General features: G+C 53.4%; 12 protein-coding genes. 1 reads left to right on the top strand and 11 read right to left on the bottom strand.

Annotated elements, in window-relative coordinates:
* The first annotated feature begins 316 nt into the window (after positions 1-316).
* Positions 317-937: a hypothetical protein gene (locus ADH68_RS04650; protein ID WP_068961834.1), complete on the top strand. Its 621-nt coding sequence runs from the start codon at positions 317-319 to the stop codon at positions 935-937.
* A gap of 13 nt (positions 938-950) precedes the next feature.
* On the opposite strand, the gene rlmN is transcribed toward ADH68_RS04650, so the two are convergent.
* From rlmN to ADH68_RS04590, 11 genes are all read right to left on the bottom strand, one after another.
* Positions 951-1,994, bottom strand: coding sequence for a 23S rRNA (adenine(2503)-C(2))-methyltransferase RlmN (gene rlmN, locus ADH68_RS04645; RefSeq protein ID WP_068961835.1), 1,044 nt, complete (start codon positions 1,992-1,994; stop codon positions 951-953).
* A gap of 336 nt (positions 1,995-2,330) precedes the next feature.
* Positions 2,331-4,508 (bottom strand): cation:proton antiporter, encoded by a 2,178-nt coding sequence (locus tag ADH68_RS04640; RefSeq protein WP_068961836.1) that lies wholly within the window; start codon positions 4,506-4,508, stop codon positions 2,331-2,333.
* Between the two features lie 765 nt (positions 4,509-5,273).
* On the bottom strand, positions 5,274-5,549 hold the full coding sequence (gene rpsO / locus ADH68_RS04635; RefSeq protein WP_068962168.1) for a 30S ribosomal protein S15: 276 nt from the start codon (positions 5,547-5,549) through the stop codon (positions 5,274-5,276).
* A 106-nt stretch (positions 5,550-5,655) separates the two neighbouring features.
* The gene (locus ADH68_RS04630) at positions 5,656-5,988 is read right to left on the bottom strand and encodes a DNA-directed RNA polymerase subunit omega (protein WP_068961837.1); all 333 of its coding nucleotides are present in this window, start codon (positions 5,986-5,988) and stop codon (positions 5,656-5,658) included.
* Positions 5,989-6,035: 47 nt separating this feature from the next.
* On the bottom strand, positions 6,036-6,845 hold the full coding sequence (locus ADH68_RS04625; RefSeq protein ID WP_068962169.1) for an outer membrane protein assembly factor BamD: 810 nt from the start codon (positions 6,843-6,845) through the stop codon (positions 6,036-6,038).
* 718 nt (positions 6,846-7,563) lie between these two features.
* Positions 7,564-8,028, bottom strand: coding sequence for an IS200/IS605 family transposase (gene tnpA, locus ADH68_RS04615; protein WP_068961839.1), 465 nt, complete (start codon positions 8,026-8,028; stop codon positions 7,564-7,566).
* Positions 8,029-9,345: 1,317 nt separating this feature from the next.
* Positions 9,346-11,274, bottom strand: a complete 1,929-nt coding sequence (locus tag ADH68_RS04610) for a hypothetical protein (protein WP_068961840.1) — start codon at positions 11,272-11,274, stop codon at positions 9,346-9,348.
* A gap of 81 nt (positions 11,275-11,355) precedes the next feature.
* Positions 11,356-12,774 carry a DUF4302 domain-containing protein gene (locus ADH68_RS04605; RefSeq protein WP_068961841.1) on the bottom strand — a complete coding sequence of 473 codons (1,419 nt, stop codon included), beginning with the start codon at positions 12,772-12,774 and terminating at the stop codon, positions 11,356-11,358.
* A 58-nt stretch (positions 12,775-12,832) separates the two neighbouring features.
* A complete protein-coding gene (locus ADH68_RS04600) occupies positions 12,833-14,194 on the bottom strand; it encodes a substrate import-associated zinc metallohydrolase lipoprotein (protein ID WP_068961842.1) in 1,362 nt (453 codons plus the stop codon).
* Between the two features lie 27 nt (positions 14,195-14,221).
* A complete protein-coding gene (locus tag ADH68_RS04595) occupies positions 14,222-15,928 on the bottom strand; it encodes a RagB/SusD family nutrient uptake outer membrane protein (RefSeq protein ID WP_068961843.1) in 1,707 nt (568 codons plus the stop codon).
* Between the two features lie 21 nt (positions 15,929-15,949).
* On the bottom strand, positions 15,950-19,279 hold the full coding sequence (locus ADH68_RS04590; RefSeq protein WP_068961844.1) for a SusC/RagA family TonB-linked outer membrane protein: 3,330 nt from the start codon (positions 19,277-19,279) through the stop codon (positions 15,950-15,952).
* Positions 19,280-19,793: the final 514 nt, after the last annotated feature.

The following is a 19,793-nucleotide window of genomic DNA, read 5'->3' as shown; positions in this document are numbered from 1 at the left end:
TGGCAATCAGTGAGATGTGTGATTATGGCAAAAAATATGCAAGGAAAAAGCATAAGGCGCTGAACTTTATCATTCCGGCTGCGTTTTAGTAGTACATAGCAAAATTACTTTTTCCATTGCAAGAAATGTGATAATGATTGGTTTATTATTAAACAATGAGCGACTGTGAAGTCGCTCATTGCTTTTTATATTGACTGTGGTTGAATCCGTCCTTCCTGAAATATGGCGGCACAGTGTGTGAACAGTATGCCTCCGAAAGTGTTGTGATAACAGAATCAACTATGTCGTTAGAAATTATCTATATATCAGAACTATTATGTCGAAGATTGAATCAATACTGGCGGGTGCGCTTGTCTCCGGCGCGGCACTGCTTATGGCCTCGTGCTCCGATAATGCCCGGTTTGTAGGTACATGGAACGGGATTTCGCCTGTAGACATGTCGGTCAGGATGCCCGATGTGGTGAGGGCATCCTCGGTTGTCTCTGTCGATTTTACACTCAACCAGCACAAGACCGGCGGCCCGATAGGGCTGTCAGGCAAACTTGATGTAGTAAAGAGCCTGCCGGGCGATTCGGCTTCGTCGGGCGTGCCTTATCAGCTCAGCATACCGGCTATGGCCTCGGTGAGGGGTGTATGGACATATGATATCGACGATGACGATGATTTGCTTGTGAATCTCGATATGTCGAGTCTTAAGGTGACTGTTGACCGTGAGGGTGTACGCTGGTTGGGCAATGTGCCGTCGGCAGGGGCTGACTCTCTGGCTGCTGTGACGGCGGCTATATGCGAGCGCGAGCTTTCCCATGCCGCGTACACCGATTTTTCGCGGTTTACTGTAATCAATGATGTAGACGTCGACAAGAGCGGGAGCAAGATGAGTTTTGAAATACATTCTCCCGAGGCTGAGATTTATTTCGTAAAGGCTGCTACGGAGTAACCCCGGATCGGCTTTACGGCTGCTGCTCGCGAGCCTTACCGGCAAGCATACCGCATGCGGCGGCTATATCCTCGCCGCGCGATGTGCGTATGGTGGCGGTTATGCCCAGCTCGTTGAGACGGTCGCGGAACGCCACCATGGTGTCGGCGGGCGATGTGCGCAGGTCGCTGTCGGGTATGGCATGGAAGCGGATTAGGTTGACTCTGACATCGAGTCCGCGCAACAGACGTGCCAATGCCTGGGCATGGCGCATGTTGTCGTTGAGTCCTCCCCACATTATATACTCTACCGACAGTCGCCTCTGGTGGGCGAAGTCGTAGCCGCGCAGCAGCTGGAGTACATCCTTCAGCGGATAGGCTTTTTCGACAGGCATAAGCGATGCGCGCTCTTCGGCGAAGGGCGAGTGGACGCTTATGGCTATATGTACCTTGGTGGTGTCGAGCAGTGTGCGCAGTGTGTCGATTTTTCCTATCGAGCTTACGGTGATTCTTTTGGGACTCCATGCGAGTCCCCAGGAGGATGTGAGTATGTCGATGGCACCAAGCACTGGGTCGAGGTTGTCCATCGGCTCGCCCATGCCCATGAACACGATGTTGGTAAGGGTGGCCGACTCGGGTATCGACAGCACCTGGTTGATAATCTGTCCGGCGGTGAGATTGCCGTGGAAGCCCTGGCGGCCTGTCATGCAGAAGCGGCATCCCATGCGGCATCCGGCCTGGGAGCTGACACAGAGTGTGGCCCGGTCGCGGTCGGGTATGTAGACGGCCTCTATATCGCGCCCTCCCACTCCTTCAAACAGGTATTTCACCGTGCCGTCGACGCTTCTCGCCTCGGCCTTGGGGGCGGTGCGTCCTATGGTGTAGCGCCGGGCGAGTGTGGCGCGTGAGGTCTTGGACAGATTGGTCATATCGTCGATTGATGCGGCACGCTTTTCGTAGAGCCATTTGGCCATCTGTCCGGCGGCGAAGGGTGGCATGCCGCACTCGGCGGCTACGTCGCGCAGTTGCGGGAGTGTCATCCCTATCAGGGGTGTGAGGGTGGTCTGTGTTGCTTCCATGGGTGCAAATTTAGCATATCCGCGCGATATGACAGGGGTGTTTCATGGGTTGTTTTTGCATGACTGTGAATAAAAAGCGCTACAGTCGCGAAGATGGACTGTAGCGCAGGGTTCAACAACATTGTGTGCCTTCCGTAACAAATAAGATTAAATTTTGATGTGTTATGTTGCCAAACTATAAGGATTGTATTATTGTTTGGTTTCTTTTTGTGCGATAAAGATATATAAAAAAAGGAGGGGTTAAAAATACCCCCCCCCATTTTAAGAAGTTTTAACAATATTTAATGTATTGTTGTATAATCCGAAAAATTTCGGTGTATTCTGTGAGTAGGTCTGTTAAAGGTCGATTTTCTTGATGCGCTTGCGGTGAGTGAAGCGTTTGCGGAATAGAATAAGTCGACGGTAGAAGGCGGCGATGCGTACCCATAGCGATGATGGGGTGGCCATGAAGTCGGAAGAGAGCGGGTCGATGGCCGATGGCACGTTGGCGCTCTCGGCGGCTCCGAACTGCTCGGGATATATGACCACGAGATTGTTGCGCGCGAAGTATTTCTGAAGGAACATGGGGAGCTCGTCCATCGATGAGCTGAACGATACCGACGAGCGCCGGGCATTGATGATTACGAATAGGTCGTCGTCGAGTATATGGTTGGCGAGGAGAACGAAGTCGTCCCAGTCCTCTACGTCGCGGTATTCCGAGCGTATCTCGAAGCGGTCGCGGATGAGGACTCCGCTCACACAGCGCCGGGTGTCGGTGTTGCAGCAGAATATTATGCGGCATCCGATCTGGCGTGTAAGGCGAGCGAGCGAGTTGACCCACTGGGCAAATCCGGTCTCGAATTCGGCCTTGGGCGGCACTACCACCACGATGCGCGTAACGGCGTTGACGGGGATGAAGCATCGGGTGATGAGCACCATCTTGTTGGTCGACTTTATCAGCTGCTCGATTTTGCTTCCGAAGAATGAGTCGACTACAGTGGCCTTGCGGTGCATGCCTATGATTACCTCGGAAATGTCGCGCTCCTTGATGGTGTTGACGAGTCCGGCGGTGACGTTGAGGTCGAAGCGCTCGATCGGGTCGATGCGGAGATCCATTGCCGCGGCGGCCTGCTGGGCCTGTTCGAGACACGTGCGTCCGATGGCGCGGTGGCCGGGAGTGTCATCGGTGATGATGTTGAGGGCGTAGAGGCGCGAGTCGCGCGAGTTGTTGTGCATGAGCACGGCGAAGTCGACCAGCGACGAGGCCGTCACGGGGTTGCTGACCGATATGAGCATGTTGGATGGGCGTCCGCGCATGCTTTCGGTGGATGAGGCGTCGTCGCTGAGCATCTCCAGGCGCATGCGTGTGGCGGCGCGCTCGGTGATGATTGACGAGATGGTGCATGTGACGAGTATCATCACGATGGTGCCGTTGAGCACATCTTCGTTGAATATGCCCATGCGGTAGCCTATCATCACCGCGGCGAGTGTGGCGGCGGCCTGGGCGTTGCTGAGGCCGAATATCATACTGCGGTCGATGCGCGACATACGGTAGGTGAGCTGGGTGAACCATGCCGCAAGCCATTTGCATATCGTGGCGATTGCTGACATCACCGCCGCTACGTAGAGTGTCTGCCATGATGACACCACGACGTGGACGTTGATGAGCATGCCTACGCCGATGAGGAAGTAGGGGATGAATATGGCGTTGCCGACAAACTCGATGCGGTTCATCAGCGGTGACATGTTGGGTATGTAGCGGTTGAGCACGAGTCCGGCATAGAAGGCTCCGAGCACGCTCTCGAGTCCGATGGCCTTGGCCGAGTAGCTGGCAAGGAACACCATGGCGAGAACGTAGATAAACTGTGTGACGGGCTCGGAATAGCGCTTGAAGAACCAGCGTGTGAGCCGCGGGAAGAGGTAGACGATAACCAGGCAGTATATGACGAGGCGTCCCAGTAGGGCGAGGAGTCCGAGGGGGCTGAATGAGCCGTCCTCCCAGATGCCGGCGATTGCGGCGAGCACAATCAGCGCGCCGAGAACGGTGACGATGGTGCCGGCGATGGTGATGATGACGGCGGGCGATTTGTTGAGGCCGAGGCGGCTTACTATGGGGTAGGCGATGAGGGTGTGGGAGGCGTACATCGAGGCGAGGAGTATCGATGTGAGCCAGCTGTAGCCGAGCAGCCACACTGAGGTGAGTGTGCCGAGTATCATCGGCACGAAGAATGTGTAGAGGCCGAATGTGAGTCCTTTCGACATGTTTTTCTTCAGGTGGTACATGTCGATTTCGATGCCCGCGAGAAACATCAGGTAGAGTATGCCTACCTGTCCGAATATCTCGAAGCTCGCGTCGCGGCTCAGCAACCCTATGCCGTAGGGGCCGATTACGACACCGGCCACAATCATGCCGATGATGTGGGGTATCTTGAGACGGTTAAGCAGAATCGGTGCAAGCAGGATGATTACCAGTACGATGAAGAATATCATTACCGGGTCGGTGACAAGCGGGGTTATGGCGGCGATCCTGCTCATATGTGTGGAAGTTTTAAGGTAAGTAATTGTTACTTATTTCTGCAAATTTAAGAAAAAAGCGGAGAATTATGTAGTGTTGGGGCGAGGAAAAGGGGAAATGCCTCAGAAGCAATAACGAGAGGGAATGGGATAAAGTTTTTCCGTAGCCGCGGCAAGCCATGCATAGCCTCCGGCCGGTGTAGGGGATGGGGTGGGGTTGGTGTGTAATGGAGTTGTGTTTGATGGGATGGGGTTGGAGTTTTTGTAGCCGGGCTACGCCGGGCATGCGGGTGGAGGGGGCGATGACCTATGGTTGCGAACCGCTAACGCGGCTCTTACCATAGGCTAACGTTGTGGACGCCGCCAGGGCGGCTGTGCGCTAACGCGTGGAGTTGTTGGCATGTGGCATGTGGATGCGATGTGGTCGCAGTGCGGATTTGTATGGGGCGAAGTCGGTTGGGGTGATGTGTAATGGCGGCGGATGCAATGCGACTTTGTATGGAGTGTGGGATGGTGTGTTTTGTCGTAGGTGGGATTGGCGTGGATGTGTGTTTGGGTGTAGGAAATGGCTGCTCCCCGCGTTAGCGGATAGCCCCTTTGGGGGCGTTTACAACGTTAGCCTATGGTAAGAGCCGCGTTAGCGGTTCGCAGCCATAGGTCGGTGAGTGGCTCCCCTCGCATGCCCGGCGTAGCCCGGCGACTAATCGGGGCGGGGATATAACGAGGCAGGGTGTGGATTCGTGGGAATCCACACCCTGCGGTGATGTTTTTGTGGGAAAGGACGGCTTACTTGCGGATGCCGAGTTCCTTCTGCGCGATGATGGCGCGGTAGCGGGTGATGTCCTTCTTGATAAGGTAGTCAAGGAGACGACGACGCTTGCCTACGAGGGCCTTCAGAGCGCGGGCTGTAGTATAATCTTTGTGATTTGACTTGAGGTGTTCAGTCAAATGAGCGATACGGACTGAGAATAATGCTATCTGTGCTTCAGGTGAGCCAGTATCAGTCTTGCCCTTACCGTATTTCTCAAAGATGTTAACTTTTTCTTCAGAATTTAAGTGCATTCTTTCGAGAGTTAAGTATGTGAATAAATTGATAATGAATATATTGTGCCCGTCAGTGTATTTCGGGCGCACAAAGTTAGCAAATTTTTTTCGGATTGCCGAAACTTTAGTCGAGGTTTTTGTCGGTGGCGGGGTTGCGCCAGAATATTTTGTCCTCGAGGTATTCCTGTGTGGCGATGAGGGTGGGCTTGGGGAGCTTCTCGTAGTAGCGCGAGATTTCAATCTGCTCGCGGTTTTCGGATATTTCCTCGAGGTTGTCGTTGAGCGATGCGAATTCCTGGAGCTTCTTCTCGAGGTCGTGCTTCATCTCGCCGGCAATCTGGTTGGAGCGCTTGGCGATGATGCATACGGTTTCGTAGATGTTGCCGGTGGGTTCGGCCATCTTCACAAGGTCGCGTGTGGTGGTGTTGAGAGGAGCGTTAGTTTTCTTGTAGTCCATATTATGAAGTAAGAAATATTTTACGTAATCGGTGGCGTCGGCGGATATTATTCCTTGACGTATTTCTGAGCGATTTTTAGAATGTTGTCGGCTTCGCGGCGGTAGCGGCTTTCTGGCCAGTTGTTGGTGAATGAGTAATACTCGTCAATCACGTCGCGGAAGCGGTCCGACTTCTTTTCCTCGACGCTCTGGTCGGCTTCCTGGTAGCGCGACTTTAGGATGAGCATCTCGAGGTCTTCCTTATATTTGGAGTAGGGGTAATTTTTGATGGCGTTGCGGGCCACAATCACACACGACTCGTAGTTGTTGCCCATGTATGTGCCGAGGTTGTAGTAGAGCTGTGCGTTTTGCAGCTCTTTGAGGGTGAGCTTGTCCTGCAGTTCGAATATGGCCTGCTGTGCCACGGGCACTTTGTCGCTTTTGGGGAAGTAGTCGAGAAATGCCTGTAGCTCTTCGATGGCCTTGATGGTACCCGACTGGTCGAGCTGTGGCTCGGGTGAGTCGAGATAGTATCCGTAGCCGGCGTAGAAGCGTGCCATTTCGGCGTATTTACCTTTGGGATAGCGCGAGTAGTAGGTCTTGAAGTATGCTCCCGAGGTCTCGTAGTCCTTGTTTTCGTAGTGGGAGAGGGCGAGCAGGTAGAGCGATTCTTCGGCTTTAGCAGTGCCCTTGAATGCGGTCACGATGTCGGTGAGCACGGTTGCGGCCTGGGTGTATTTCTTCTGCTCGAATGCGCGGCGTGCGAAGTCGAGTCGGGCGTCGGCGTCGGCGGATTTCAGCATTCGCTGGTATTCTCCGCACGAGGTGGCCATGAGTGCGATTACGGCGGAGAGGATTATGGTGAGTAGTCTTGACATAAGATGCATTGATTCAAGCTGCAAAGTTATGAAACTTTGGGGGATTACGTGTGGGTGGGTTGCGTGTGTTAATGTTTTTTAACGATGTTGTTGCATGTCGGCAAGTGTTAAAGTGTGTGTCGTAGGGTGGGGCCGGGATGGCAGGTGGATTGTTGTCGATGCGTAGCGCCCGTCGGTCGGTAAAGTTTCGGATGGGGCAGGGGATGATGTGTGATGAGGAGGTGTGTTTAATGGGGGCGGGTTGGTGTTTAGTCGCCGGGCTACGCCGGGCATGCGGTGGAGGTCGGTTAACCCCACCCTGCGAACCGCTATGGCGGCTCTTGGGTGGGGCTAACGTTATGGACGCCGCCAGGGCGGCTATGCGCTAACGCGTCGGGTTGTGGATGGGGCGTTGGTGGGATGGTGGATTGGTTGCAGATGGAGCCGGCATAGGTGATGGTGACGTGGGAATGGTTGTGGATGTGGGTGGTGGTGTTTGGGCGGGAGAGGGTAGAAAGGTGGGTTGTGGATGGAGCGTTGGTGGATGGGGCGGAGGGGTGTGGGAATGGTGGGAGGGGATGGCTAGTCCCCGCGTTAGCGCATAGCCCCTTTGGGGGCGTTCACAACGTTAGCCTATGGTAAGAGCCGCGTTAGCGGTTCGCAGCCATAGGTCGGTGGGGCATCATCACGTTTGTGCTTGGCGTAGCCCGGCGACTAAACATAAATTCTATCCGCCAATCTAATTCGTGTGGTCTTCAAAGATATATTCTTCATTGTATTCGATGCCGTAGCGGGTGTAGAGTTTCACGATTTCATCGCGCAGAGACATGTTGTTATGATGTTCGTTCTGGTGCTCGACATATGATTTTACATCCGGTATCTGCGATGGTGAATGGGAGAAACATGCATATCCTCTTTGCCATGCAAATAGGAATGGAATAAAGCGTTGAGAGTTTATAAATTTTGTTGTCGACGCTTTGGTATCCCTTACCATTTCCGGTATTGACTGTGATGGGGAATAATCGACAAGTATGTGCACATGGTTTTGAACGCCTCCGACCTTTATCGGATGGTGGCCAAGTCGGCGCAGCGTCTCGGCTATGTATGCATGCACTCTATTGCGGATTGTTGGTGGCAATAGAGATTCCCGGCCTTTTACGGCGAATATGATATGTAGGAATATTTTGGTGTAAGTGTTCGACATGCCATAAATTTCATGATTAAATTTTGGATGTGAAAATGTTTGCATGATTTTTTTAATGATGATGGCAAATTTTTCGCAAGAGTGGGGTGTTTAGTCGCCGGGCTACGCCAGGCATGCGGGAGAGGAGGTCGGTTAACCCCACCCTGCGAACCGCTATGGCGGCTCTTGGGTGGGGCTAACGTTGTGGACGCCGCCAGGGCGGCTATTCGCTAACGCGTTGAGTTGAGGATGGAGGTGGCGGCGGGATGATGGATTGGTTGTGTAGGTTGGTGTTTAGTCGCCGGGCTACGCCGGGCATGCGGTGGAGGTCGGTTAACCCCACCCTGCGAACCGCTATTGCGGCTCTTGGGTGGGGCTAACGTTGTAGACGCCGCCAGGGCGGCTATGCGCTAACGCGTCGGGTTGTGGATGGGGCGTTGGTGGGATGGTGGATTGGTTGTGTAGGTTGGTGTTTAGTCGCCGGGCTACGCCGGGCATGCGGTGGAGGTCGGTTAACCCCACCCTGCGAACCGCTATTGCGGCTCTTGGGTGGGGCTAACGTTGTAGACGCCGCCAGGGCGGCTATGCGCTAACGCGTCGGGTTGTGGATGGGGCGTTGGTGGGATGGTGGATTGGTTGTGTAGGTTGGTGTTTAGTCGCCGGGCTACGCCAGGCATGCGGTGGAGGTCGGTTAACCCCACCCTGCGAACCGCTATTGCGGCTCTTGGGTGGGGCTAACGTTGTAGACGCCGCCAGGGCGGCTATGCGCTAACGCGTCGGGTTGTGGATGGGGGTGTTTGGGCGGGAGAGGGATGGAGGTATGGAAATGGTGGTTGGTTTGGATAGGGGTGTTGGTGGAGGGGCGTGTGGATGCAAGGGTGGGAGGGGATGGCTAGTCCCCGCGTTAGCGCATAGCCCCTTTGGGGGCGTTCACAACGTTAGCCTATGGTAAGAGCCGCGTTAGCGGTTCGCAGCCATAGGTCGGTGGGGGCATCATCACGTTTGTGCCCGGCGTAGCCCGGCGACTAATTAGAGTTGGGGATTTGGGGACGCGGGGTTGGTTGGGGTGTGGGGTGAAAAGGTGAGGGCGGGTTGCCGTGAGGCAACCCGCCCTCGGGGAATTCAAAAAATTAGCTGTTATTAATTCAATTCCAATGAAAAATCTTTTTGGGAAAATTGCATCCGTGGGGCGATGGCCCGGGGGAGTACAATTGTCTTTTTTGGGGGAATTGCATCCGTGGGGGCGATGGCCGGGGGAGTGTAATTTTTTTGGGGAGGGTGACGTCGGCGGGATGGCCGGCGTCGCCCTTTTTAATCAGTGTGAGTGGAGGGTGTGGATTACTTCACAACCTTTACGGTCTTTACACTGCCGTCGGCCATGGTCATCTTCTTGATGACAACACCGTTGGCCTCGCCGGAAATCTTGCGGCCCTGGAGGTCGAAGTATTCGGTAGCTACAGCCTCACCGTCGGCTACTACGTCGCCGATGCCCGACATTTCATATGCGGGGAGATTGATTTTAAGAGAGTCGGTGATATTGTTGACCTTAATCCATGAACCGGCAGGGATGTCGGCAACAGGTAGAATGGTTATACCATACTCAGCAGATGTAAATGGGATATTGTTTACGTTAGTGGCGGAGTTATTCTTTACGCCAACATAAAGAGCTTCTTTAAGAGCTTCAGAAGAATACTCGATTGAGTTGGCAAGGGTAGTTGAATCCATGTCGGTCACGATAACAGGGAGTGCAGCAGCAGTGCCTTCGATGGAGAAGAACTTAACATCAATTTCACTGTCATCAGCCTCGAAGTAGTCGGGGATATCGGTATTATTTGTGCCGGTGAATGCGTAAGCAGGAACTGTATAGGGATATTCAACGTCAAGAATCCATCCCATAGAGGGCGCATATCCTACCGGTTCGCCTGCTAAAAGACTATTAACCCATGAAGATACACCAACAAGATCCAGCGCGCCCTCGTTGTCGGTAAAGAGCACATAGGTATTGGCCATAAATGCCTGAGGAATATTAGGATATGTTTCGGCATCATACGAGATGAGGTTGGGGACAAATGTATTCAGACCATCTACGCCTTCGATTGTAAAGAGATAGGTGGTTTCAGGCTCAAGGATAACGTAGTCGAGCTCAGTGGTCTCGTCAAATATTTCAGCGATTATTCGGGTGTCGACATAATTATCGCTGGTAGCCTCTTCGGCGGTATATATGGTAGATGTTAGAAGTGTGTTGCGATTAATATCTATAATGTTGAATGTAACTTCATCACCGACAGCGAGTCCGAAGCATCCGCTTATACCGATTTTTTTCAATACGACAGGTGCGCAACCGGTATTAAATGTCTGTGCGAATCCGATGAACTGTGCGTTTTCAGGCATCTTATTGTTTTTTGTGAGATAGTTTGTACGTACGTCATTGATGCTGGTACCACTATAGAATGATGTGTTTGTTCCGGCTCCAAAGGCATTGCTATAGCCATACATTGAGGCAAGGGCTTCGGAATAAACGTCAGTGATATAGGCGGTGGGTTTCATCTCAGTGCGATTATACTTAGTCTCCATGTATTTGCGATATCCGGGGTTGAGATTGCCGTCGCCGCCTACGACTACTGACTCAACATCTTTTTTTTCCTCGTCCCAGTTGGCCTTGGGTTGATATGTCTGGCCACCAACGGTCAGTGATGGAGCTTCCCAAGCAAAGTCTCTTCGTGCGCATGGAGTGGCTACGTAGGTGAGATTGTGCTCTTTGGATTCATCGATGTAGCCTAATTTGTCTTGTCCATACCATGAATTCATATACTGCCATGTGCTTTCAATGCCTTTGATGACATTTCCTGTTGTTTTGTCGTATACAAGATTTTGCCACTCGTTTTTTCCGTTAGGGATAAGTGCGCTTCCATTGACAAAAGTGTATTCTTTCAGATTGCCCTTGTCATCAGGCTGAAAGAATGATACTTGGCAATAGAATGTACCGTTGGGATAGGCATAGGTTACAATCTCATTGGAGGTTTCTTCATCGGCTAAAGCAGGCGCACCGAGTGTGAGATTCTGGTCGTTGTGTTTGGCTACCGTGCGTAATTCGTTCGTTATCTGCTGAGTCATTGTTGTGGCAGAGATAGCGGCCTTGGTCTGGGCTGAAACCTCAACTGCGTTTCTGGAGTTTGTGGATGACTCGGGCATTACTACAGGCTTGATTGCAGAAGCCTGACCCAGTGTCAGAGTTGTGACACATAGAAGGGTAAAAGTCTTTTTCATACTCGAAATGTTTTAAGGAATTAGTGATAGAGTGCCGTAACGGAGTGTCGTTACGGCACTCTTCATTTATTTGATTAGATGTTATTTTAAAGAGATGTTGAAGAAATCAGAAGGGTCCTCAGCATTGGTAAATTTCATTTTTTCCGGGGCCATGGGTGCATCAGAAGAGACAATCCATGTCTTGGCTGAAATCTGTTGTAGGAACTGCTGCATGGCAGGAATCTTGCTTACGCGGTCGATACCGTTTTTGTCACCGTCGGCAGCATTGAATGACATTTTAATGCTGTTGTTCTCGCCATATTGATATTCACCGTAGATAGAACCGAGAGAAGCAATACGGGATACACGAATTGTCAGAGCATACTTATGTGATGCGGAAGAGTAGTTGAAATAGAGGAATTTCAAGCCTCTGTAGGAGTTGTGGGCCTCAAATTCGGCAATAACCTGATCAAGAATAGTCTTGGTCTCACCGCCAGCATTCTCAAGGTCGATATTCCACGAGTAGTTTCTCATACCGAATATTTCGGGATATGAGCTGTTGAGGGCGAACTCGACGTCGCGGTCGGTGCAGCGGAGGGTACCGTCTTCATTGAAGGCGAAGTTCTGGATTGCGATGTCGGCGAGACGGTCCTCGAAGCCTTTGTAAGGCTCGCGGAGGCGGATTCCGTCGGGGGTGTAGACGAACGGAATCTTTACGGTCTCCATGAGGGGATCGTCATCGTCGGCGAGGATGCTCATCACTCCTGAGGTGAGGTTGCTGAGGTGGAGTTCGTGTCCGCCTACCACAATCTTGAGGTCGCCGAAGCGGTTGGAGAAAGTATTCTCAGCGAGACGGTTGACAGTGGCAAAATATGTATCCCAGTCGGTGTCGTCGGCGAGGCGGCGCAGGCGCATGTTGATGCGGGTCTTCTTGCCGCGGAGAATGATTTCGTTGTCGGTCTTCGAGAGGATTACAAACTCGTAGTCGCCGTTGTGTCCGTAGCCTGACTCGTTGACATCAGTGTCTTTTCCGCTGACGGGGCTTTTCTCCTGCGGGCCGATGGGGAATGGCACGTTTTCAGGGTTGTATGTGGCCGAGGGGAGGTTGTACGGCTCCGAGAATATGTGGAGCATCTTGTTGAATGTGTCGAATGTGAGCACGGGGCCGTCGTCGGAAATCATCTTGTAGAGCGATGTCTCGCGCTGCACGGCGTAGCGGTCCTGCGACATGAATGCGTTGGCCACCCATGCGTTGGAACCTGCCATTTCGACTGACTCATCGTTGTGGAATTTCATGAGAATCACGTAGCCGGGCTCCCATTCGTTGTCGGCGAAGTAGGAGAGTTCCCAGCCGTTGGGGGCGCTTATGAGTAGCGCCTTTGTATCGGCCTTTGCTGCGTCCATACGCACGGCTGCCGCGTCGTCGAATATGTCGTCCTCCTTGTTGGAGCATGATGTGGCGGCAATTCCCGCGATTGCGAGCAGGGCTGAGGCTGTAAGGAATCTGCTGTATAGTTTCATTTTAGTGTAATCAGTATCTGTGATGTTGATTGCTTATGAGAGATTTTCCACGTAGGGATTACTCGGCATCCGGGACTTTGTCGATATCGTCGATCTGCTTGAGGAGCTCGTTGATATCGATATCGCTCTGACGCTCCTGGACGAGGGCACGGAGGGCGTCCATGTCGATGCCCCATGCCGATGCGAACCACTGGCGTGCGATTGACACCTTTTCGAGGATAATCGCACGGCCGTCGCGGCCGTCACCGCCGTCCTCGGTCTTTTCAGAGGCTGCGGCAGGGAATATCTCGATGCCTTTGTCGGTGAAGTTGGTCTTGACCCAGGCCTCGAAGTCTGCGACTTTTTTGAATTTCTGACCACCGCCCGCGATGTAGTAGAAGTAGTCGTTGACATATTCAAAGTCGGGAGTGCTGCATGAGCCTGTCGCATCGACTGTGAGCTGAAGGTTGGTCAGGTAGTATACCTCCTCGCGTTCGACAAATTGGCCGAAATAGGTTTTGCGGTTTTGGTCTTTATCGCTCTGGTTGCGGTAGTAGTAGTAGCAGAAGCCGTATTTCTGCATTACGGCGTCGTCAATACCGGTCTTGTCGAGATCCCTGAAAGCGCCGGGCCAGACGTCGGAAAGGGCATATGTGATAAAGCTGTCGTCAACCTCAACCCATCCTCGGTCGGCGAGCCAGAGGGTTAGCTCCCATTCGTCGGGTGTACGCACGATGTAGTTGGCACATGTCTCGGCGAAGTCCTCGCGGGCCTGACCGGATGCGTAGGGTGATGTGAAGCCCAGTGAGCATGTGGTGCCTCCGAGACGATCCTGCCAGGTGTTGGGCTCGTAGTTGGCTGCGTTAATCTCGTCGAAGCTCTTTGGGTAGGTCTTTGTCTGGTGGAGAATGTGGGAGAACTCGTGGTGCATTGTCTTGAAGTACTTTGCATTGAGGAGCTCGGCATTCTCGGGATCGAGGTCGTTTACCACGAAAAGCGACACTTTCAGACCACCCTCGGCGAGACCGAGGATTTCAGTGCCGGTCGAGGGATTGACGGCCGACGAGCCGATGATGTGGAGCATCTTGGGCCCGTACTGGCGGAGGAAGTCGGTGCTGCCGGTAATCTGGTCGTAGACATCGTACCAGAGGTATTTGGTGAGCACGGCAAGCTGCATCGACTTGTCGAGCGATGCGGGCACGAGATTGTAGTCGGGGTCGGTGGCGAGCGACTTCATGCGGTAGGTGAAAGTCATGTTGTACTCGTCGAGGTAGTTCTTCTTCACCCACTTGTCGAACTTATAGGTAGGGGATGTGGGGTCGAGCACGTCTGGTTCCGGCTGGAATATTGAGACCGGGTCGAGATCGTCATCGCTGCTGCATGATGCGAATGCTCCTGCAAGGGCGAGGCAGACGGCTGAACCTATGATATATTTTTTCATCGTGATGTCAGATTGATATAGTCGTTATTAAGGACGTGCGGAGATTGGCTTTTTGTAGCTTTCGGTTGATAGTGTGGCATCGGCTCCTCCGGAGGATACGGGGATGCGGTTGTTCTCAGGGAATCCGGCGGAAAGTACATCGGCGGGAATCTGGAAGGCGCGGCGTGTGTCACCGAGGGGGAGATGCTCTACGCGCGAGCGTCCGATTTTGTGGGTGATTTCGATACCGTTGCGGCGGATGTCGAACCAACGGTCGCCCATGTCTATGCGCTCAAGGCGGCGGAAGTGGAGCACGCACTCAACGAGGTGCTGGATGTCATCGCCGTAGTTCCATGATGCATTGGCGGGTGTGCACACCTGATCTATATTGATGGGGCTTACGATGCCGTTTTTGCGGAGTCCGTGGGTGTCGCCTTCGTCGGCGTAGAATTTGTTGATAACTTCGAGAGTTAGCTCACAGTCGGGCTTGTCGCTTACGGGGAGATTGGTCCACCGGCTGACATCCCAGGCGCTGAGGTCGGCCACGGCTTCTGAGATCTTGCGCATGTAGATGCGTGCCTCGGCGCGTGTGAGGAGCACTTCTTCCTTTGTGAACTCGGGGCGGATGTGGTGTACATATCCTATACCAGCAATCTTGTCGGTGTATTCAAACAGCTCAAGCATCGGGGCGAATACCGAGCCGTATTCGCTTTGTCCGTAATAATAGAGCTTTCCGTTGAAGCAGGGGTGGAATGTGTATTTGGACCATGTCGGGCCTGTCGAGTGGGTTGTAGCTGCCTTGGCCTCGCGGTTGTGGGCGTATTTCTGACCGATTACACGATAATATATCGATGAAGTGGCCACGAGCATGAGGTTGCCGGGGTCGGACACATCGATGTACGACTGTGTGAGCGCCTGTCGTGTGGAGAACGTCTTTGTCCAGAAATTGCGCATCGAGGTCGGGGCTCCCGCATCGCCGAGGGCTATTGTGGCGTGCTTCTCAGCGAGGTCGTACTTGCGTGCGAAGAGGTAGAAGCGAGCCGCGAAAGCGTGGGCCGACGCTATGGTGAAATGGTATTTGGGAGCGAGCGGATGGAGATTGTCGTTGACGAGGGGGAGTCCGACTGCGAGATCCTTCTCGATATGGTCGAATACGTCGGCAAGGTTGCCTCGGTCGTACTGGGGCTTGACCTCGGTCTCGATATCGGTCATGTAGGGTATGCCGGGAATCGACTTCGATGCCTCGGCTCCTGCATACGGGAGGCAGAAGAGGTTGGCGAGGATGAAGTGGTGGTAAGCGCGGCTTACGAGTGCCTCGCCCTTCTGAGCGGCCACTTCGTCGCCACGGCCCTGTGCCTCGAGCTGCTCGATGGCCTGGAGGGCGTAGTTGCAGACTGCGATGGCGTGGTAGGCACCTGACCATATATGAGATGGGGTGTCCTGCTGGATGCCGCTCTTGATGTCTTCCCACGCGAAAGCCTCGTCGTCGGCGGGAGCGTAGTTGGAGTCTCCGCTGAGGTTGTAGCGCACTCCGTTTTCATCGGGCGAGGTGTTGTCGACGATATTGTCGGAGGAGAGTTCGCAGATTGTGGCGTGGTTGCCGTCGGAATAGGCGTTGACCAGCAGCTGGGTGACCTGCGTGGGTGTGGATATGGTCACGCGGTTGTCGGGCGTGTGGTCGAGGAAGTCGTCGCAGCCGGTGAGGGTCACGAGGATTCCTGCCAGGGGTATATATTTTAGATTCTTGAGTTGCATTGTCTTAAGAATTTTGATGGATTAGAATCCGAGACGCACGGTGAATGTGAACTGCTTGGGAGTAGGGGTAGCCACACCTCCGGAGTTGAAGAACTCGGGGTCCTGTCCGTTGAGCTTCTTGTCGGAGTAGATGAGGAAGAGGTTGGTGGCGGCGAGCTTGAACGAAGCCGAGCGCATGCGGAGTTTCTGCATGAATGATGTGGGGACATCGTAGCTGATGGAGATGTCCTTCATGCGGATGAAGTCGCCCTTTGCTATGCGTGCGGTAGAGTAGTTGTAGGCGTTGAACGCATAGTTGAGGTAGGGGTCGTTGTGGGTCTGAACCTTTGATGCGATTACCGGAATGTCGGTATACTTCTCGTCGCCGGGGTTTACCCAACGGTTTTTGAACTCGCGGGGCATGGCGGTAAGGTCGTTGTAGGACTCGGCGAATACCGGGTCGAGGCGAATCTTGTTGCCGAACGAGTAGGTGATGAACACGTTGGCATGCCAGTTGCGCCAGCGGAACACGTTGCCGAAACCGCCGGTGATTGTCGGGTCGGTGGGACCTTCGTATACGAGGTGGTCCATCTTCTCAAACTCCTGGAAGTTGAAGTCGGAGGTGGTGAGCTCGCCGTTTTCGTTGATGAAGGTGGGGAGACCCTCGTCGTTAAGGCCCATGAAGGGGATTGAGAAGAGGGCGCGCACGGGGTAGCCTTCCATCGGGTAGCCGTTGCCGGTGATGAGGTCGATTACACGCGACTGAGCGTCGAGGTTGGTAATCTTGTTTTTGGCGTAGGCGAATGTGAGGTCGGTCGACCAAGAGAAGTCGCGTCCCTGGAAGTTGCGAGTAGATACGGTGAACTCGACGCCGTGTGAGGCCATTTCGGCTACGTTGGCATACTTCTGGTTCTCACCGCCGACACCCTGGGTGAAGATGGTGCCGATGAGGTCGTAGTTGTTACGGCGATACCAGTCGAACACTACGTTGATGCGGTTGTTGAAGAATCCGAGGTCGACACCGAGGTTGAGCTCGTGCTTCTTCTCGTAGGTAAGCTCGCCGTTGGCGATAGACTCAAGCTCGATACCGAGTTCCTTGACGGAGCTGAGCGGGCGCCAGGGGGTGTAGGGGTTGAAGATGGCGGTGGCGTTGGATACATAGTCGGGGCCTGAATCGGCTGTCAGCGAGTATGAACCTTTGAGTGTGGCGTGGCTGAATGTGGGCATGAGCGCTTCCCAGAAGGGTTCTTCGTGGGCATTCCATGCACCAGACACGTTCCATGTGGGGAGCCAGCGTGATTTGCGGGCCTTTCCGAGCTTGTTGGTTCCTTCGTAGCGTGCGGTACCGGTGATGATGTAGCGCGCTGCGTAGGAGTAGGTTGCTGTGCCGAAGAATGCGGCGCTGCGGCGGTAGGTCCACTGGTTGGAGTAGTAGGTGGAGCCTTCCTCTACCTGCTGCTTGAAGAGGTTGTAGTCGACGAAGGGAATGTTACCGTTTTCGTAGCAGAATCCCCATCCCTGGAACGACACGGCGTTGCGGTCGGTCTTGGCGACTTCGGTACCTACCATGGCGTTGATGATGTGGTCGCGGTTGATGGTAGTGTTGTACTGAGCGTTGAATCGGAAGTCGAGCTGCGAGATAGAGTATGCGTTGTTGAAGTATATACCGCCCTGGGGGAGGATTGTCTCGGGAAGTGCGTTGGGATCGTCGGGGTTGGTATAGAGATATTTGTTTGCGTCGCGGATGGTGGCATCCTCGGGTATGATACCTGCGCGGTAGGCGTTGGCCTGGTTGGAGTTGTCCTTTACGAAGTGCTCGGAGGTTGAGCGCTGGTAACGGTATGAACCGAGGGCTGTGAGGTCGAGGCCCTGGAAGGGGCGCCAGTTGAGCTCGCCCTGGAACTTGAGGTCGGTCACACCCAGCTCGATGTAGTTGTTTTCGAGCTCGTCCTTGATGTTGAAGCCGGCATAGTTGCGGGTATACTGTTCGTCGGCGTCAAGCGTACGCGATGTGTTGAGGGCGTAGCTGTAGGGGTTGATGTCGAATCCGCGCTTTACCTGACCCGACACTATGTCGGTCTCCTGCGAGAGTGTACCGGGAGCGGTCTGCTTGCGGTAGCTGTCGGAGGTGAGGATCGAGACGCGTACGGTAGGTGACAGGTCGTAGGATGCGTTACCGTTGAAAGTGTAGCGCTGTACCTTCGAGGAGATTGTCCATCCCGGGTCGTTCATTACCGAGATAGAAGAGTAGAAGCGACCCTTGTCGGTACCGCCCGACATGCTTACGGCGTGGTTCTGCATGATGTTGTTCTGGAACAGTTCGTCAAACCAGTCGGTGTTGCGGAATTCGGCCTGACGGAGGTAGTTGTACTGCGCTTCCTGAGTGTTGGGGAGGCCGAACGAGCCTGTGGCGGGGTCGTATTTGTTGATGAGCTGGTACATCTTGCCGAACACACCCGACTCGGATGCCTTGGTGAGCGACGAGAGTTCGAGCCAGCCCTTTTCGAGCATTTCCTTGTATACGCCCATCTGCTCCTGCGAGTTCATGATGTTGAAGTCGCCGTAGCGGGGCTTCATGCGGTAGGTGAACTCGCCGGTGTAGTTGAGGGTGGTTGTGCCGGCCTTACCTTTCTTTGTGGTAACGACAATCACACCGGCCATGGCGCGCGCGCCATATATAGATGTGGCGGAGCCGTCCTTTAGAATCTGGAACGACTCGATGTCGTCGGCGTTGAGGCCTGCGATGGCTGAAGATATAAGGGTTGTGGCGTCGCCCGACGAGAGGTCGTCGGCCGAAACCTCGACAGCATCCTCAAGCACGACACCGTCGACCACCCAGAGGGGCTTGGAGTTACCGTAGATTGAAGTGGCACCGCGCACACGGATTTTTGGAGCGGTACCGAATGTGCCTGACACATTCTGCACCGACACACCGGCGGCACGGCCTTCGAGAGAACGGGAAATATCGCTTACACCGGAGAGGCGTGCATCCTCGGCGTCAATTTTGGTAGTCGCACCGGTGAATAATCGTTTGTCCATCTTAGACATACCAGTAACCACTACCTCGCCGAGCTGCTGAGCGTTGCTTTCGAGCTTGATGGTGAGGGGTGAAGATGATGCCTTGACTTCGGCAGGCTTCATACCCACGTATGTCACCACGAGCGTGGAGCCGGCTGACGGTACGCTTAGCGTAAAGTTTCCGTCAAGGTCGGTAGATGTGGCGATGGCAGGCTTGCCTTTAACCGCTACCGTGGCGCCAATCAGAGGCTCATCATCTTCTGCGGAATAAACAACACCTGTTACACGGACCTGGGCCCACATGCCGATGCATGCGCACAGTGTCACCAATAACAGCATAATTCTTTTCTCCATAGAATTGAATGTAATAATAATGATCTTTAGGCGCGACTCACAATTAACATATAGCACGATTCTCCGGGCGGTCGCACTAAAAATAACCCGGCGATGTGCGTCAATAGACTTTCTCTGCGCAGCCTACATAGCAAAAAACGACTTGCGCTGAATCATGGTCTTTAGCAATCAGAAAGATTGTATTTTGCTGATTGGACTTACAAAGGTATGCGATTTGTTTTATAAATCAAAACATTGTGCGTTAAATTTAAAGTTAAAAAGTCATTATGCCATTATGGAGGCTTGTTGGGTGTCATTTTGTAATAATCAATAGGCATCCGGGCCGTTGCCGGAGTCTCCGGCATTGCATGGCCGCGGCCATGCAATGTATAATGCGCAGTATATCAGTGGGTAAGGACTGTAGGGAAATATGGTTTAAAATTATTTAAATAATGTAGATAAAGATGTAATGTACGCGTTTTCAAGAGTTAAAAATATGTTGTAGCGCTGTGATTTTCCATAGCCTGATAATATT

Source organism: Muribaculum intestinale (genome assembly GCF_002201515.1).
Lineage (GTDB): Bacteria > Bacteroidota > Bacteroidia > Bacteroidales > Muribaculaceae > Muribaculum > Muribaculum intestinale.
The sequence above is the reverse complement of the archived record's forward strand: the minus strand, read 5'-3'. Positions and strand labels throughout refer to the sequence as shown.

Bases quoted from the DNA above. Each gene is read 5' to 3' on its own strand.
- ADH68_RS04650 (WP_068961834.1), top strand. From the start codon at position 317: ATGTCGAAGATTGAATCAATACTGGCGGGTGCGCTTGTCTCCGGCGCG.
- rlmN (WP_068961835.1), bottom strand. From the start codon at position 1,994: ATGGAAGCAACACAGACCACCCTCACACCCCTGATAGGGATGACACTC.
- ADH68_RS04640 (WP_068961836.1), bottom strand. From the start codon at position 4,508: ATGAGCAGGATCGCCGCCATAACCCCGCTTGTCACCGACCCGGTAATG.
- rpsO (WP_068962168.1), bottom strand. From the start codon at position 5,549: ATGCACTTAAATTCTGAAGAAAAAGTTAACATCTTTGAGAAATACGGT.
- ADH68_RS04630 (WP_068961837.1), bottom strand. From the start codon at position 5,988: ATGGACTACAAGAAAACTAACGCTCCTCTCAACACCACCACACGCGAC.
- ADH68_RS04625 (WP_068962169.1), bottom strand. From the start codon at position 6,845: ATGTCAAGACTACTCACCATAATCCTCTCCGCCGTAATCGCACTCATG.
- tnpA (WP_068961839.1), bottom strand. From the start codon at position 8,028: ATGTCGAACACTTACACCAAAATATTCCTACATATCATATTCGCCGTA.
- ADH68_RS04610 (WP_068961840.1), bottom strand. From the start codon at position 11,274: ATGAAAAAGACTTTTACCCTTCTATGTGTCACAACTCTGACACTGGGT.
- ADH68_RS04605 (WP_068961841.1), bottom strand. From the start codon at position 12,774: ATGAAACTATACAGCAGATTCCTTACAGCCTCAGCCCTGCTCGCAATC.
- ADH68_RS04600 (WP_068961842.1), bottom strand. From the start codon at position 14,194: ATGAAAAAATATATCATAGGTTCAGCCGTCTGCCTCGCCCTTGCAGGA.
- ADH68_RS04595 (WP_068961843.1), bottom strand. From the start codon at position 15,928: ATGCAACTCAAGAATCTAAAATATATACCCCTGGCAGGAATCCTCGTG.
- ADH68_RS04590 (WP_068961844.1), bottom strand. From the start codon at position 19,279: ATGGAGAAAAGAATTATGCTGTTATTGGTGACACTGTGCGCATGCATC.